The organism is Streptomyces sp. BK340 (assembly GCF_007827595.1).
Lineage (GTDB): Bacteria > Actinomycetota > Actinomycetes > Streptomycetales > Streptomycetaceae > Streptomyces.
Genome location: NZ_VISR01000058.1, coordinates 1 through 15,963, shown reverse-complemented (window position 1 = coordinate 15,963; position 15,963 = coordinate 1). Strand labels below are relative to the sequence as shown.

Genomic DNA, 15,963 nt, shown 5'->3' with positions numbered 1-15,963 from the left:
CGGACCACGGTGGCTGTTTTGCCCGAGCCTGCGGGTCCCACGAGCAGGGACAGCCCGCCGCCGGTCTGTCCCTCGCCGCATTCGCGGTCGAGCCAGCGCAGCTCCTCGGTCCGGCCGACGAAGCCGGCGCTCTGCCGGGGGAGCTGCCGGGGAACGGTGTTCACCACCGGTTCCGGGAGCAAGGAGGCGGAAGGTGTGGCCCCGGTGGGCGGGGGTGTGGAGCCCGTGGCGGGTGGTGTTGGAGGGGCGAGGACGGCGTGGGCGAGATCGGTGTCTTCGAGTGCGGCCTGGAGGAGGGGGCCGGGGCTGATCCCGAGGTGGTCTTCGAGGCGGGCGCGGGTGTTGCGGTAGACCTCGAGTGCGTCGCGTCGGCGTCCTGCCTGTTGCAGGCATCGGATGAGCAGGGCGAGGGTGGGTTCGCGCAGGCTGCATGCGCGGACCACCTGTTCCAGGGCGGGTACGGCGTTCGCGCCGGTGCCGAGCCGTAGTTCGCGTTCGGCCCAGTCCTCGACCGCGCGGCAGCGGGCGTCGTCGAGGCGGCCGGTCAGCGCACGGCGCAGCGGGGTGTCGGGCAGGTCGGCTAGTGCGGGGCCCTGCCACAGTCCGAGGGCCTGCCGCAGCAGTCGTGCGGCTTCGGCGTCGTCGCGCAGGTCGGCGGCGCGAGCGGTGAGGTCCTGGAAGCGTCGTGCGTCCACTGCGTCCGGGTCACCGGTCAGGAGGTAGCCGGGGGAGCGGGTGAGAAGTACGAAGGAGGTGTCCTGCAGGGCCTTGCGAAGCGCGGCGACGTGTACTTGGAGCGCTGCTTTCGCCCTGGCCGGGGGCTCCCCGTCCCACAGGAGTTCGAAGAAGCGCTCTACAGGGACTCTGCGGCCCAGTTCCAGGGCGAGGAGGGCCAGCACACCGCGGCGCTTGGCCCCGGCGACCTCGGCAGTGCTCCCCACTCCGGTGTGAAGCTCCACAGGACCAAGCAGCTGGATCCGCATGTCTTCCATCCGCAGAAAACCGTTACTGGGCGAGATCACCCGGGGGCCTGTCCGAGGGCTCCCCGCGTTTGTCTGCCGAACAGGTCTGCCGTCGGTCTCGGCGCACACTCCCGCGAGTATTGGCCTGTCCGAGGGTGTCTTCTTCATACAGGTGCACCAAGATCACGATGAAAGTTCGTTCTGGTCGACGAACGCAAACGGTTATGGACGCTTCCGCCCTTCGACAGGTCCCGTGGCTGGACCCGCCAAGAGTTGCCCGTGGGGCTGTCATCCGTCCGCTGTCAAACCGCCCGACAACATGGTCGATGCGACCAGTCACCGAGCGGATCGCCCACCGGCCGGATGCCACCCCCTGGCGAATGTCTTCCAGCCGCTGGAACGCCCTGGCCACACCCGCCTACGTTGGCACCGACGACAAAGCCACCGAACGGGCGATGCCGCTTCAGGCATGGGGCGACTCCTGTGAACACCGCATGAGCGGAGGGATTGGATGGTTCCACGACGCTAGGCAGCGCGCCCCGGATGTGCCCGGACCAATGGAGGTCGAAAAGACCGGACCAAGTCGCGGACGGACGGTGCGGTGGGGACCGACACGCCATCCGTCACGAGTGCCGTACAGCGTGGCGAGTCCGACCGCGCCTTACGGCCGCCCGTACGGCGCGCGACAGCTGGGACACGGACGACAATGAGTCTCCCCGACCCAAATGAGGGGCGGGAATTTCGACTCAAGCGTCCAAGGGGCCGTCGCCCTGCCACGGGGTCACCGTGATGGCGGAGTAGTCGATGTCGGCTCCTCGCCGGCGGCGCAGTGCTTGGGGGGTGGACGCGCGGGCGAGGGCCTGGTGTGTGGCGTCGAGCATCTGTGGGGCCGCCAGGACCCAGATGTGCTGTCCGCGGATGTAGTCGAGTCCGTCGTGGCGGAGGGTGGGAATGGTGACCGTCCAGCGTGCGATGTCGTCGCCGTAGCGGACAAGAGAGGCGGGGATCGCCTCATGCGTGCTGTGGGGCTCGAGCACGGTCATGGGGCGTTTCGGTATCTTGTGCACTTTTCTTACCGTCCTGTAGATCATCGACGGGGTTCCGAATATCGGAACGGCCCTGTCCGAATTTCGTCCCTCGGTGAGAGCATCAGCCTGCCGCCGTTTGCCCGTCAAGGGGGTAAATCGGATTTCTGGTCCATTTCGGTGCTGCCCAGGGACGCCCGTGCGGGGCGGACCGATGAGCTGGGGCCTGGGCCGATGTTCCGGCTCCGCGTTCCGGTGCGGGGGGAGACCAGGAGAAGACAGCGGGCAGTGGGAGCGTCAGCCCTTGAGCCCCCGCTCCCAGACGGTGTAACTGAAGGTCTGACGGAATCCGCACCTGGCGTACAGGTCGGCGGCACCGGTTGAGCTCCCGCCGTCGACGAGGAGGACGGCCCGGGACACCTGACGGGACGCGAGGCGTTGCAGGGCGGATCGCACCAGGAACTCGGCGATTCCGCGTCGCCGGTAGGCGGGCAGGGTGCCCACGACTTCGATGAAGCCGACCGGCTGGGCACCGCCGTCGGGCCGCTCCATGACGCCGCTCAGGAGCACGCCGGCGCACTCCTGCTGCAGGCGTGCCATCAGCTGCAGACCGCTGTCGAACGAAGGGGCCATCCGGTCATTCCAGCGCTGGACCGTCCAGGGCAGGTATCCGCCCCAGTGCTCGGTGAAGGAATCGTTGACTGCGGACACCCATGACTCATCCGGCAGGTCAGTTGCCGAGTAGTCGGTCAGGATGACATCCCCGCGGTCCGGGATCGGCGGGACTGCTGTGAGGTCGCAGTCCATTCGCCAGATTTCACGTGCTTTGGTGAACCCGGGCGGCCCAGGTCGGGTGCTGCCGCGCAGCGTACGGAGCGTACGGCCGAGATGAAGTTGCCGCGCGTTGGCCAGGGCCCAGTCGACCAGAGGTCGCTCCTCGGCCGGATCATCGGTGACGATGTCCGTGAAGGTCGCCTCGGTGGAGGGCGGCCCGATCAGTCCGAGGGCGCCGACCGCGGCGAAGCCGACGGTGTGGCCCTCGACCGTGGCGACGCATGCCTTTGTACGGTCGTCGCGGACCAGGACTTCGAGACGCTGCCGTGTGGGGGTGGCATCGAAGTGTCCGCGCCGGTGGGCTCTGGCCAGCAGGCCGAGCACCTGCGGGAGGTTGTTGGGGGTGGCCGCAGCGAGCACCATGACGGATTTCCTGGCAGGTATTCGGGTGGTCCCCAAGTGGCATTGTCTCGTCGATGAGCGGGGTGGAGCACCGCAGGGCGTGCCTCCAGGCCGCGGCCTCACAGGCCCAGGGCTTCGGCCGCCATGCCCTGGGCCGGCGGCACCACCGGGGGGTCTTCTGAGCTGTGCGAGACGCCCATCTCATCAATGGCCTCCGGCTTGGCGCGTCGCAGGCGCGTGAGGTACACGATGCCGAGAGCCAGCCAGCCCGCCACGATCCACGGCGCGAGGCTGAGCGGCCGCTCCAGCGGCGCGATGCCCAGGCCGGCGAAGTCGATGCCCAAGGCCGCGATGAACACCGGGACGAAGATGGCGATACCGAGCAGCGGGAAGACCAAGTGCATGAGCGGGCGGAATTCGCCGCGCTGTTTGCGCAGGTAGTAGACGATGCAGCTGGCGCAGGTGCCCATGTAGACCAGGATCAGCATGAGGGTCAGCACGGTACCCAGCAGAGCGAAGGCCAGCAGAGGCGAGCCGAGAACGGTGGGGAGGACGATCGCCAGGACCACCGAGAAGCCGCCCAGGCCGAGAATTGCCACCGAAGGCGTCTGGTGCTCGGGCTGCACGCGGGCGAGTGGTGCGGGGAGCAGTCGAGCCCGGGCAAGCGCGTACAGCACACGCGATGGCGGGTTGATCGACGCGTTCACGTTGGCGGCTTGAGCGCTCCACACGGCGAACGACGCGAGAATGGCCGCCGGTCCCCATACCTCGGCCGCCATCCCGCCCCACGGATTTCCGCCGCCGAGGCTGGTGAAGGCGGTGCCGCCGAATTGCCCGGGGCCGAAGAAAACGGTCGCCGCGTAGTAGCACAGAAGGTAGAAACCGCCGGCGGTCAGACAGGAGCCGATCACGGCCTTCGGGACAGTCCTGCGCGGGAGGTCGGCCTCCTCGGCAAGGGCCACCGAGGACTCGAACCCGATGAAGTTCAGGACGATGAAGATCATCGCGGGAAAGACCCCGGCGCCGGCGGGAAGGAACACCGACGCGGTGTTGGCCGGTCCGGCCTTCGCGATCAAGGTCAGTGCGATGGCGCCGAAGATCACGATCTCGAATACGCCGAGGATGATGCCGACGTAGCTGGACTGCCGGATGCCGCGATGAGCGAGGGCGGCAGCCAGGAGCGTGCTCACCACGACGATGGGCAGCCAGGTCCATGTCGGGAAGCTAAAGGCGTGCTGCAGGTATCCACCCACCGCGAAGCCGAAGATGAGCGCCGCCAGAGTCGGCAGTAGCACGTAGGCGAACAGGTAGATCCAGCCCACCAGGAATCCGGCTGTGCGTCCCAGGCCGGCGACAACGTAGGTGTACAGCCCTCCTGCGGAGGGCAGGTGCCGTGCCATCTGGCCGATGCTGATCGCGACCATGAGGCAGGCGAACAGGCTCAGCACGACGGCGAAGGGTGTGCTGCCCTTTCCATAGGGCGCGACCAGGAGCATGCCGGCGTACAGGCTTGCCGCGGGAGCGATGGTTGCGAGAGAGATGAACGCGATGGGGACGACGCCGACGGCGCGGGCCCTGAGACCGGTGCCCTCGGCGGAGTGGCGCGGAGGCGTGCTGCCTGTCATGGCTGGGTGTCCTCCATGGGTGCTGTCGATGGGGCGGTGCCGGAGCGGATCACGTCCCCGGTGCTGAGGGTCGTTTCCGGGGAGGCGGCGAGCATTTCCGGGAACGACCAGTCGACGGTGTCGAGCCGGCCCGAGCGCCGGGCTCCAGTTCGGCAGCGATGACGAGGAGCGGCACAGGGTGTTTGCCCTGTCCTTGCCCTTGGCACGCTGCAGTCCCAGGCGCATCTCATCGACCTGGAGGGCACGGGGGCTCCATTCGCATGGAAGGAGGGGGCCTCTGATGTTGCCTGCGGCACTGCCGAGCTCCGTCTTCGTCACGAAATTGCCCTGTGCCGGCCTGTCACCGGTGCCGGTCACCAGCGGGCACCACCTTGTTGTTCCGGATTTCGGAACGTAACATCCGAGTTACGCCCTGGTCGGCGTTTCACACTCGGCCTGCTTGTGCGACATGTCGAGGTCCAGATCGGAGTGCGTTGTGGACGGGCTGGACCGCGGGATCGTGCGGTGCCTTCGACAGGACGCCCGTATGTCCAATGTCGCCCTGGCGCGCGAGCTGGGGGTATCGGAGAAGACGATCCGCAACCGGGTCGCCCGCCTCCTGGACGGCGGCACCGTCCGGCTCGAGGTCATCGTGGCCGAACCGGAGCGGCCAAGCCGGATGCTGTACCTGGTGCACACCGAGCCCGGACAGCGATTCGAGGTCGCCGATGCCCTCGCCGTGAAACCCGAGGTCAATCACGTACACCTGGCGACAGGTGCCTACGACATGGTCGTAGCCGCCTCGTTCACCGATGATGCGACGGCACTGGAGTTCTTCGTACGCGAGGTCGAGGGGCGTGCCGACATCCGTAGCGCCGACACCTGCCACTTGATCTCCGAGGTCACCTCCGGCGGGCAGCCCGGCCCCGCGGAAGGGCCCGAGATCGACACGGAGCTGATCGGCGGCTTCATGATCCGCCGCCCCGATTTCGCCACCGAGGACGACCTCCTCAGCGAGGCCTGCCGACTGGCCACGGAGGGTCTGTCGGCCGACCGCGCACTGGCTTCGTTCCTGGGGGGACCCTCGGCGACCAGCCCTGTCCGTGTCTTTCGGTCGCGCGGTCTGTCCGAGGCGTACATCGCCGCGACCATCCAGCGCAGTGCGAGCGGCCGGACACCGGTGGTGACACGGGTCATCGAGACCCGCCAGCACGTACTCGTGCCCGACGCCCGCACCGATCCGCTGATGGCCTGGGCCGAAGACCTGGTCCGGCAAGAGGGCTACGTCACGTTTCTGGCGTTGCCCATGCTCCACGGAAAACGGGTCATCGGCGTTCTCTCTCTGTACATGGACAGACTCACCCGCATCGGTGACGACTATGTGGCCACCGCCCAGGCTCTCGCGGATCACCTGGGCATGGCATGGGCGCGCATCGAAGCCGGGGAGAACCGCGGGGTCGCTTTGTGACGTCCTTGCGCACATCTGGAGACTTTGATCCCGCTGAACGGACGGGGCTGCGGAACGGCGCGGCGCTCGCCCGCCTGACCTTGGGATGCGGGCGTTGGGCGAGCCCCTGGACGGGGGGCTCGACGGGGTTCAGCGCGCGGCTGAGGTGCATTCCGCGAGGTGCGGGACGGGGCCGCTTCCCGCGCTTCTATCTCCAGCCTGTGTTGTTCCTAGAATGTCCGGGTGCAGGACATCGACGCGATCGCGGCGTTGCAGGATCCGGTGCGGCGCCGCCTGTACGAGTACGTGGCGGCCCAGGGCCGTGAGGCGGCCGCAACGAGGCCGCCGAGGCGGCCGGGGTGGCGCGCACGCTCGCCGCGCACCATCTGGACAGGCTGACCGAGGCCGGGTTGCTGGAAATGCCGGTAACCGTTGAAGCCGAGCCGTGCCACGAAACGCACGACCGTGGGTGCACTGACCCCGGCATAAGAGGCCAGCCCCGAAGCGGAGTCCAGTCCGGCGGCCGGGTAATTGGCCGTCAGAGCCCGTGCGATCTTCAGCACGGCGGGGGAAAGCCGGTCCTGGAGGCGCCGCAGGCGCTCGGCCACGGTCGTCCCCGACTTCGTGTCCATGCCCGCCCCGCTCGCGCCGTCCGCCTCCGCGGCATGCTGCAAACGATCGCTGCGCTCTCCTGCCCGGCGGGTCATGAGACTCCTCTCTCTGCACTGCGCGTCGCGACGATGGTCACACACGTACGGGGACGGGCGCCCGGGAGAGGGCGGGGAGATCGGGCCGGTTACAGCCCTCGACCACGTCGATGACGATCACGAAGGTGTCCGAGGCACAGGCCGCCGCGGCCACACCGGTCCGCCGCCCTGCGCCGTCACCCGCCGGTTCGCGCGAGGATGTGCTGGACGGTCTCCGCCCGTCGCAGGGGTCGGAAGTGGATGCGTCCGTCCGGGCCGATGCGCACGCCGTGGACTGCGGGGTCGGGCAGGCTGTTGTAGTGGAACGGGGTTGATGCGTAGTAGGCGCCGGTGTCGAGTAGCGCGACGATGTCGCCGGGCGCCAGCGGGGGCAGCGGGCGGGCCCGGGCGAGCAGGTCGCCGGCGAAGCAGCAGGGGCCCGCGATGTCCTGAGGCACGGGCTCGCCGTGCTTGGCGGCACCGTCGGGGCCGTGGGCCGTGATGCGAAGCGGCCAGGATTCGGGCATGAACACGGTCCGCGCGGCGACCTGGGCGCCGGCGTGGGTGATCGCGATCCGGCGTCCGCCGGAGGTCTTGGTGTACTCCACCAAAGCCGCGGTGAAGCCGTTCTTGGCCAGCAGGGACCGCCCGAACTCGGTGACGACCTGGTAGCCGCCGCGAAACAGGGCGGGTGCATGGGTGCGGAGACAGGCCACATACTCGTCGAAGCCGGGGGCCGTCTCGTCGTCGGCGAAGTTGACGGGCAGCCCGCCGCCGATGTCGATGCCGGTCACCTGACGTCGGCCGCACCGGGCGTTGACCTCGTCCGCGAACGTCACGGCTTTCGCGATGCCCCGGGCGATCAGCTCCAGCGGGCAGCCCTGCGATCCGACGTGGGCATGGACCCACGTGAGCCATGGGCGGTCGCGGTACGCGGCGACCAGCCGCTGTCTGCTTCCTTCGTCCTCCAGCGGGATGCCGAACTTCGAGGTCGCGGTTGCCGTACTCATGGCCGCGATGCCGCCGCCGCCGACCTGCGGATTGACGCGTACTCCGATAGCGGAGGCGGAGGGCGATGAGCGGGCGGCGAGGATCTCGTCAATGCGAGCGAGTTCCTGGAAGTTGTCCGCGTTCACCGCGACGCCCAACTCGAGGGCCTGGCGAAGGTCCCCGCGAGTCTTGGCAGGGGAGTCGAAGACGATCTGTTCCGGCGTGAATCCGGCGGCCAGCGCCTGCGCGAGCTCTCCAGAGCTGGCCACCTCGCAGCCCATGCCGAGAGTGCGCAGCTCCTCCAGCACCGGCACCAGGCAGTTTGCCTTCGCCGCAAAGGTGTGCCGGGCCTCGACCGAGGCGGGGAAGGCCTTGTGCAGCGCAGCGACGCTGTCTTCGACTCCGTCGAGGTCGACGAACGCGGCCAGTGGGGCGTCGTCGGGGTCGAGCAGGCGCTCCCTTACGGCCGCACGCAGGATGCGTCCGCGCCGCTCGCCTGCTTGAGAGTTCGTCATGGGGAGGTGTTCCGTTCTGTGGTGCGAGCGGCCGTGTAGCGGGCGCAGGCCGCGACGAAGTCGGCGAAGAGCCCGCGATGGGCCAGCCGGTGCATCAGCTCTTCCGGGTGGTACTGGACGCCGACGATCCACTCGTCGGGGTCGGTCGACTCGACGGCTTCCACGACGCCGTCCTCCGATGTACCGACCACCCGCAGCCCGGGGGCGGTCCTGGCGATCGCCTGGTGGTGCAGGCTGTTCACCCGCAGCAGCAGCTCGCCGCCCGCCGGCGCGGCCAGGCGCGATCCTGCTTCGAGCCGGAGCTCATGGGTCTCCAAGCCCAGCGGAATATCCTGAAGGTGGTTCACCTTGCCCGGCTCCAGGTGCTGGATCAGGCTGCCGCCCAGGGCGACGTTGAGGATCTGGCAGCCCCGGCAGACACCGAGCACCGGCATGCCCAGGCCGGTGGCACGGGCGATGGCGGCGATCTCCAGTGCATCGAGGTCCTCGTCGATGACGGTCGTGGGCTGCGCCTCCTCGCTGTAGTGGCGGGGATGAGGGTCGGGCGCGTCGACCCCGCCGGGCAGCAACAGGCCGTCGACGCGTTCCACCAAGGTCCGGACGGCGGCCGTGTCGATGCCGGTCGTGATCACGACGGGTATGGCGCCCGAACTCGTCAGAGCACGTACGTAGTTCTCGGTCAGCCGCAGGACCGACGGACGGTTGGGCACGTCTCGTCCGACTGTGATCCCGATCAGGGGCCGGTGAGGGTGGTCGAACACGGAGTGGGAACCCTTCGTGGTGGTGCGGTGCCTACAGGACGCTGTCGAGGAAAGCCCTCGTGCGCTCGTGCTGCGGGTCGTTGATGACGCGGTGCGGAGGTCCGGACTCGACGACGTCGCCGTCGTCCATGAACACGACCTGGTCGGCCACCTCGCGGGCGAAGCCGATCTCATGGGTCACGACGATCATCGTCATTCCGCTGGTCGCCAGATCGCGCATCACGCTGAGCACGTCCCCGACGAGTTCGGGGTCCAGCGCGGAGGTCGGCTCGTCGAACAGCATCAGCTTCGGGTCCGTCGCGAACGCTCGGGCGATGGCGACCCTCTGCTGCTGGCCACCCGACAGACGGGCCGGATAGGCGTCGGCGTGGTCGGCGAGACCGACTCGCGCCAGCAGTTCCATGCCCCGTGACCGGGCGGCCGCCCGGTCACGGCCTGCGACGCCGACCGGTGCCTCGGTATTGTTCTCCAGGGCGGTGAGATGAGGGAACAGATTGAACCGCTGGAAGACCATGCCGATACCCCGGCGCTGGGCTGCGATCTGGCTCGGCTTCATCTCCCTGATGCGGGACCCGTGTTCCTCGTAGCCCATGAGCTCGCCGTCGACGTAGATCCGGCCGCCGTCGACTCGCTCGAGATGGTTGATGCAGCGCAGGAAGGTCGACTTGCCGGAACCCGACGGCCCGAGCAGGCACATCACCTCCCCACGCTGGACCTGAAGGTCGATGCCTATCAGCACATGCTGCGCTCCGAAGTGCTTGCGCACGTCCCGCGCCTCGACCAGGGGCTGTGTGGTCATGAGTCGGCCTCCGTCCCAGCGCCCACAGGGTTGGTGTGTGCCCCGGCGTGCGCGACCTGCGCGAGGCGGGTCCGGAACTGGCCGGTTGTCTGGCGCAGTTGCTGCCACGGCGTCATGGGCAGGGCACGGTTGGCTCCGCGGCCGTACCGGCGTTCGAGGTAGTACTGCGGTATTGAGAGCACCGAGGTGGGGAACAGGCACCAGGTGCTCACGACGATCAGCAGCTCCACCTGGCTGAGGTTCTGCGCGGAGATCCAGCTGGCCCGCGTGTACAGCTCCGGCACCGCGATCAGCTGGAGCAGTGCGGTGTTCTTCAGCATCGAGATCGTCTCGTTGCCCATTGGCGGGATGACCACCCGCATCGCCTGGGGTACGACGATGCGCCGCAGGGCGTACGCGGGTGACATGCCCAGTGAGTAGGCCGCCTCGACCTGGCCGTGGTCGACGGAGAGCAGACCCGCGCGGACGATCTCGGAAGCGTAGGCGGCCTCGTTCATCCCCAGTGGCAGCAGACCGGCGACGAACGGGGACACGATCACATTGGTGTCGGCGGAGAAAAGGTGGACCGAAGTGAAGGGGACACCGATGCTGATCCGTTCGTACAGCAGGCCGAGGTAGCCCCAGAACACGATCTGGACGAGCAGCGGAGTGCCCTGGAAGAACCAGGTGTACGCCCAGGACACCACGCGCAGTACCGGATTCGCGGAGAGCCGCATCACCGCCAGCATCACGGCGAGAGCCGTTGCCAACAGCATTGCGCAGGCGGTCAACGCCACCGTGAGCAGGACGCCCTGGACGATCCGCCCGTCGAAGAGGAAGCCAGCGATCGCGGGGTGGTCGATGTTCTGGTTGCTCCACAACGATTCGACCCAGCCCGCGCACAGGGCGGCCAGCCCCGCCGCCGCGACCCATCGCCCCGGGTGGCGCCGGGCGGCGGCGACGTCGTGCGTCGTCGCGCGGACGCTGGTGGTCATGTGGGTGGCGGGGGTCATCCGGCGTTGACCTTTGCGGTCCTGACGCCGTACGACGCCAGGCCGTACTTCGCCAGAAGCTCGTTGTAGGTGCCGTCCTCGATGACCGATGTCAGCGCGGCCTGGAGGGCAAGAACGAGATCGTGGTCCTTACGGAGCACTCCGATCCCGGTGTACACCGGTGCGTAGCCGGTGGGCTGGGCGGGGTCGTGCACGACCTCGAACTGCCTGCCGCCGCCGGAGGTGCGGGCCGTGTACTCGGCGACTGCGGCGTCAAGGACGTCGGCAGCAGCCTTGCCTGCGCGGACCGAGACTAGGGCGTCGCCCTCTGTGGGCAGTTCGACCACGGTGATGGGCTTCTTCCCGGCGGCCTTGCACTTCGGCGCCTGGGCCCTCATGAGATCGGCCTGTGTGGTGGCTTTGGCGACGGCGACGGGTGTGCCGCACAGATCGAGCACCCCGGTCATCTTCTTGGGGTTGCCCTTCTTCACGATGATGTCCATGCCAGCATGGAAGTAGTCGAAGAAGTACAGGCTCTTCTGCCGTTCCGGCGTGTCGTTCATCCCGTACATGATGATGTCGTGCTTGCCGGACTGCAGCGACGGGATGATGCTGTCGAAGGCCCGGTTCGTGAAGGTGAACGAAACGCCGAGCCGGGCGGCCAGTCCCAGGTCGTAGTCGAAGCCGGTGAACTTCTGCTGCGAGTCGAGCATTTCCATCGGCGGGTCGACACCGCTGGCCACGCTGAGCCCGCTCTTGAATCCAGCGGGCAGAGCTTTGTGACGGCGGCGTCGGGGGCGACCGACGCGGCGGGCGTGCCCCCATTCGCCGCAGGGGCGTCGGGTGAGGCATCGCAGGCGGTGAGAAGCATCGTTGTGGCCGCGACTGCGGCCGCGGCGACGCGACGGGCTGCGGTCATGATGCGTATCCGTTCGATTCGACAAGCATGAGGTGAGCCGGGCCGGGTGTACGGGACCACGAACATCACCGAGGGCGGGCACTTATGCGTTGTTTGTCCGCATCAATGCCTTCAGGTGGCGGGCAGTACGGCGATTTTTCATCCTGCCCAGAGCCGGAATTCACAGCCGATTGGACTACGATTTGGCTATGACGTTGTCTGATCGGACAACGGACGGGTTCGTCACCGTCCGCCACCTCACGGAGACCATCGGATCGCCCATCCTCACCGTGCTGGCCGCGCCCCGCGGGCTGGAACGTGCCGTACGGGGCACCGTCCTGCACGACCCGGCAGACCCCCTGCCCGCGGGCGCGGACCAGTGCCTGCTGATGCCGGGCCTCCGGGCCGACCAGCCCGCCGCCGCCGAGCTCGTACGGGACGCCGCCCGCCTCGGATACAGCGCGATGGTTTACAAGATCAGGGGAACGGCCACCTCCGCGCTCGTCGCCGAAGCGGAGCTGAGCGGCCTGACGCTGGTAGCCACAGCCGATGAGGTCTCCTGGCGCCACCTCGACGCCCTGCTGCTCTCCGTCCTCGGCTCGCAGGGCGTCGGCGGCGAACCGACGACCGATACAAGTGACGGGCTGTTCACCCTGGCCAACGCCGTCAGCGCCGTCATCGGCGGATCGGTGGCGATCGAGGACTTGGACCGACGCGTCATGGCCTACTCGTCCCTGCCCGACCAGCGAATCGACTCCCTGCGTCGTGAAGGAATCCTCAGCCGCAGGGTCCCCGAGATCGAGCACAACCTGGAGCGCTATCGCATCGCGCTAGCCTCCAACGGCGTCGTCCGGTTCCCCGAGGCACTCGGTGCCCTGCCACGAGCGGCCATCGCCATCCGGGCCGGCGCCCAACCCCTCGGCACCATCTGGGCGATCGAGAGCCCGGACGGCATCGACACCCGAGGGGAACGAGCCCTGGTCGACTGCGCCCGGCTGGCCGCCCTGCACATTCTCCGCAGCCGCAACGCCTCCGAACTGGAACTCCACAAACGTGAGAGCGCACTGCTGGGCGCGCTCGACGGCCTGTGGGCCACCCACGAGACGAGCTTCCGACTGTCCATCCCGCAAGGAGCAGACCTCGGCCTCCTCGGGTTCGCCGCCTCCGCCGACGCCACAGGTCTGCTTGCGATGACCGCCCACCTCGGCTACGCCCTGTCCCGCTACGTGGTGCCCTTCCGTCCCGACGCGAGTATCGCCACGACGTCCCGCGCGATCTACGTCCTGCTGCCCCGCGGCGGGGCCCAGGCCGCGACCCGGCTCGCCAAAGACGCGCTCACCACGCTCCGCGGCTCCTTCGGGAACTTCGTACGCGCGGCGGTGGCTCCCACCGACACCGATCCGGCGGCACTCCCCGCGATGCGCCGCGAAATCGACGACATCCTCCGAGTGACCACCGCACACCCGGACGCCCCGCACATCGCCACCCTGGCCGACGTCCAGGCACGGCTGCTGCTGGCCCGCGTCGGCGACGAGCTCAGCCGCGAACCGCGCCTGAGACACCCGGGCGTCACCGCCATGGCTGCCCACGATGCCGAGCACGCAACAGACTTCGTCGCCTCAGTACTTGCCTGGCTCGACGCGGGAGCCAACGTCGCCGAAGCCGCGGCAAAGCTGGACGTGCACACCAACACCCTGCGCTATCGCCTGCGCCGCGCCACCGAAGTTTTCGGCATTCCCTTGGACAAGCCCGACGAGAGACTCACACTCTGGCTCCAACTGCGGCTTATCCGCCCCTGAGCACACGGGCCCGGTGTCCGACTGCGCCGCCTGCTGCAGTTCCTCTACCTGCGGTGGAATCTGGTCCATGAGCAAGCCCAGCAGCATTGCCGGGCTGTGAGCGAGTCCGTGAGCTGCGGCTCTTACGCCCGAACACGGTGGAGCTGGAGCGGTTGGTCACGAGGCGCTGGACAAGAACCCGGCCCTGCGGCCGGACAGCGCCGAAGAGCTCTACTACATCCTCGAAGAAATGAACGCCCCCCGCTTCGCCGACACAAGAGGTCTGTTCCTGGCCGTCATCCTCGGTCCGATCGCGTACCTGGGTGTGACCCGAAAGGACGCCACCGAGCCAGAGGGGACCGCCCTACACGCACCCTGAGCCGCCAAATGATCTGCGTTCAGGATGGGTTCAGGACCTCTGTGTCATGGTCGGAGACCTCGGCCGCATGCGGCGGCCGACTCATCTCACAGGGCGCTCGTCCCGGTTCCCAGGGGCGAGCGCCCTGTCGTTCGATCGGACAGGAGAAGCTCAGTTGGAAAACAGTGAGGTCCTCACCGACCTCGACGTGGCGAGCACGTCGAGCACGACCAAGTCGGTGATGAAGAAACTGCCCGAGGTCACGCTGGCCTTCTGGATCATGAAGACCGCAGCGACGACCCTGGGCGAGACGGCGGGCGACCTCTTCGCGCAGACCCTGAAGCTGGGCTACTTCCTCACCACGATCGCGCTGTTCGCGATCTTCGTGGTGACACTGGTGATCCAGCTGCGGTCCAGCCGCTACAACCCGTTCTTCTACTGGACCGTGATCCTGTCGACCAGCATGGCCGGCACCACGATGTCCGACTTCATGAACCGTGACGCCAGCGCCAAGTTCCTCTCGAACGGCGCGACCAAGCTGGGCTGGGGCCCGCAGGGCCTCGGCCTCGGCTACCCCACCGGAGCGGCGATCCTGATCTCGATCCTCCTCGCGATCTTCCTCGCCTGGAAGCTGAGCGGGATGACCTTCCAGATCCGAGACATCGTCACCTTCAAGGGCGAGGCCCTGTTCTGGTCGGCGATCCTCGTGTCGAACACCCTCGGCACCTCGATGGGCGACTTCCTGTCCGACAGCTCCGGCCTCGGTTACGCGGGCGGCGCGCTGCTGGTGACCGGGGTGCTCGCGGTACTCGTGGCGCTGATGAAGGTGCCGGCCGTGTCGAACGTCCTGCTGTTCTGGATCGCCTTCGTCCTCACCCGCCCGCTGGGCGCCACCGCGGGCGACTTCCTCACCAAGCCGGTCGCCAAGGGCGGCCTGGACCTCGGAACGGCGGGCTCGTCCGCCGTCCTGCTCATCGTGCTGTTCGGCCTGATGGCGTACGCCCACATGAAGGAGCGTCAGACCGCCTAAGACCGTGTCCTACGTGGCAGTTGCTCGTTGGGCTCGGCATGGGGCGGGGCACGTGGAGTTGGATTGTTCCGGACGGGCTGTGGGAGATCGCGAAACCGCTGATCCCGCCGTCAAGGGTGCGGTCGCAGGGCGGTGGAACGCAGGACACGCCTGATGAGCCGCTGTTCGCGGCCATCATCTACGTCCTGGTCAGCGGCTGTGCCTGGCGTCAACTGCCGCCCTGCTTTGGCATATCGAAGTCGACCGCTCACCGCCGGTTCCTGATCTGGTCGAGAGCCGGCGTCTGGGGCCGCCTGCACGAAGCTGTGCTGCACCGTCTCGACGACGCCGGACTCGTCGATGTCACCCGCGTCGTCCTCGACACCGCCCACGTCAGGGCTAAAAAGGGGGCGAACACACAGGTCCGAGCCCCGTGGACCGGGGCAAGCCGGGTTCCAAGATGCACATCCTGTCGGACGTGAACGGCCTGCCCTTGGTCGTCTGCGTCTCCGCCGGCAACACCCACGACAGCGAAGGGCTGAAGCCCATGGTCGAGGGTCACCAAGCGAGACACGACCCTCACAACGGCCGCCACTTCAAGCCCCAGCGCCTACATGCGGACAAAGCCTACGACCGCGCCGACCTTGGCAGATGGCTGCGATGGAAGCGCATCGGCGTCCGCATCGCCCGCAAAGGAATCGAATCCAGCGAACGATTAGGCAGACGCCGATGGGTCATCGAACGGACCATGTCCTGGCTCTCCGGCTACCGACGCCTCAGCCCCCGCTACGAGCGAAACCCCCGCAACTACCTGGCCTTCCTCGGACTCGCCGCCGCCCTCTGCTGCTACAAGCGACTCGTCCACCTCACCACGTAGGACACGGTCTAATACTGCAACGGTGCTTGTTCTGATTGCTGGGCAGTTTTCAGGGACTGTGGCCCCGTCGTTTGTAGTGACTGAGGCGGGCTTGGTGTTGGCGCCTG

The 15,963-nt window shown here is 67.9% G+C and carries 14 protein-coding genes and 2 pseudogenes; 6 read left to right on the top strand and 10 right to left on the bottom strand.

Annotation, left to right across the window (positions count from 1 at the left end; translation table 11 throughout):
• The 4 genes from FB157_RS46640 to FB157_RS46625 form a co-directional block, all read right to left on the bottom strand.
• Positions 1–941 (bottom strand): AfsR/SARP family transcriptional regulator (locus FB157_RS46640; RefSeq protein ID WP_186582010.1); only part of this gene is annotated, 941 nt, incomplete at its 3' end.
• Between the two features lie 767 nt (positions 942–1,708).
• On the bottom strand, positions 1,709–2,005 hold the full coding sequence (locus FB157_RS46635) for a hypothetical protein (RefSeq protein WP_145887870.1): 297 nt from the start codon (positions 2,003–2,005) through the stop codon (positions 1,709–1,711).
• Positions 2,006–2,284: 279 nt separating this feature from the next.
• Positions 2,285–3,184 (bottom strand): GNAT family N-acetyltransferase, encoded by a 900-nt coding sequence (locus FB157_RS46630; protein ID WP_145887868.1) that lies wholly within the window; start codon positions 3,182–3,184, stop codon positions 2,285–2,287.
• A 98-nt stretch (positions 3,185–3,282) separates the two neighbouring features.
• The gene (locus FB157_RS46625) at positions 3,283–4,788 is read right to left on the bottom strand and encodes an APC family permease (protein WP_145887866.1); all 1,506 of its coding nucleotides are present in this window, start codon (positions 4,786–4,788) and stop codon (positions 3,283–3,285) included.
• Positions 4,789–5,236: 448 nt separating this feature from the next.
• On the opposite strand from FB157_RS46625, the gene FB157_RS46620 reads away from it, so the two are divergent.
• Positions 5,237–6,235, top strand: coding sequence for a GAF domain-containing protein (locus tag FB157_RS46620; RefSeq protein WP_145887864.1), 999 nt, complete (start codon positions 5,237–5,239; stop codon positions 6,233–6,235).
• Positions 6,236–6,457: 222 nt separating this feature from the next.
• A pseudogene (locus tag FB157_RS49570) lies at positions 6,458–6,633 on the top strand (helix-turn-helix domain-containing protein); the annotation flags it as partial.
• A 54-nt stretch (positions 6,634–6,687) separates the two neighbouring features.
• On the opposite strand, the pseudogene FB157_RS49565 reads toward FB157_RS49570, so the two are convergent.
• From FB157_RS49565 to FB157_RS46585, 6 genes and pseudogenes are all read right to left on the bottom strand, one after another.
• Positions 6,688–6,846: pseudogene (locus FB157_RS49565) on the bottom strand (MurR/RpiR family transcriptional regulator); the annotation flags it as partial.
• Between the two features lie 251 nt (positions 6,847–7,097).
• Positions 7,098–8,405: a diaminopimelate decarboxylase gene (locus tag FB157_RS46605; RefSeq protein WP_145887862.1), complete on the bottom strand. Its 1,308-nt coding sequence runs from the start codon at positions 8,403–8,405 to the stop codon at positions 7,098–7,100.
• The gene (locus FB157_RS46600) at positions 8,402–9,115 is read right to left on the bottom strand and encodes a gamma-glutamyl-gamma-aminobutyrate hydrolase family protein (RefSeq protein ID WP_186582009.1); all 714 of its coding nucleotides are present in this window, start codon (positions 9,113–9,115) and stop codon (positions 8,402–8,404) included. Before FB157_RS46600 ends, FB157_RS46605 begins: the two co-directional genes overlap by 4 nt.
• A gap of 82 nt (positions 9,116–9,197) precedes the next feature.
• A complete protein-coding gene (locus tag FB157_RS46595; protein WP_145887857.1) occupies positions 9,198–9,965 on the bottom strand; it encodes an amino acid ABC transporter ATP-binding protein in 768 nt (255 codons plus the stop codon).
• Positions 9,962–10,957: an amino acid ABC transporter permease gene (locus FB157_RS46590; protein WP_145887854.1), complete on the bottom strand. Its 996-nt coding sequence runs from the start codon at positions 10,955–10,957 to the stop codon at positions 9,962–9,964. The genes FB157_RS46595 and FB157_RS46590 overlap by 4 nt, the downstream gene beginning before the upstream one ends.
• The gene (locus FB157_RS46585; protein ID WP_145887852.1) at positions 10,954–11,679 is read right to left on the bottom strand and encodes an ABC transporter substrate-binding protein; all 726 of its coding nucleotides are present in this window, start codon (positions 11,677–11,679) and stop codon (positions 10,954–10,956) included. Before FB157_RS46585 ends, FB157_RS46590 begins: the two co-directional genes overlap by 4 nt.
• A gap of 364 nt (positions 11,680–12,043) precedes the next feature.
• Here FB157_RS46585 and FB157_RS46580 point away from each other — a divergent pair, with 364 nt between their 5' ends.
• The 4 genes from FB157_RS46580 (at position 12,044) to FB157_RS46570 (ending at position 15,856) form a co-directional block, all read left to right on the top strand.
• Positions 12,044–13,633: a PucR family transcriptional regulator gene (locus FB157_RS46580; RefSeq protein WP_145887850.1), complete on the top strand. Its 1,590-nt coding sequence runs from the start codon at positions 12,044–12,046 to the stop codon at positions 13,631–13,633.
• Positions 13,634–13,862: 229 nt separating this feature from the next.
• Positions 13,863–13,991 carry a hypothetical protein gene (locus tag FB157_RS49330; RefSeq protein ID WP_261387062.1) on the top strand — a complete coding sequence of 43 codons (129 nt, stop codon included), beginning with the start codon at positions 13,863–13,865 and terminating at the stop codon, positions 13,989–13,991.
• A gap of 154 nt (positions 13,992–14,145) precedes the next feature.
• On the top strand, positions 14,146–15,000 hold the full coding sequence (locus FB157_RS46575; RefSeq protein WP_145887848.1) for a hypothetical protein: 855 nt from the start codon (positions 14,146–14,148) through the stop codon (positions 14,998–15,000).
• A gap of 38 nt (positions 15,001–15,038) precedes the next feature.
• Positions 15,039–15,856 (top strand): IS5 family transposase gene (locus FB157_RS46570; protein WP_145887846.1). Its coding sequence is split into 2 segments (ribosomal slippage): positions 15,039–15,381 and positions 15,381–15,856, totalling 819 coding nucleotides; the frame shifts between segments, so codons are not numbered across the junction.
• Positions 15,857–15,963 lie beyond the last annotated feature (107 nt).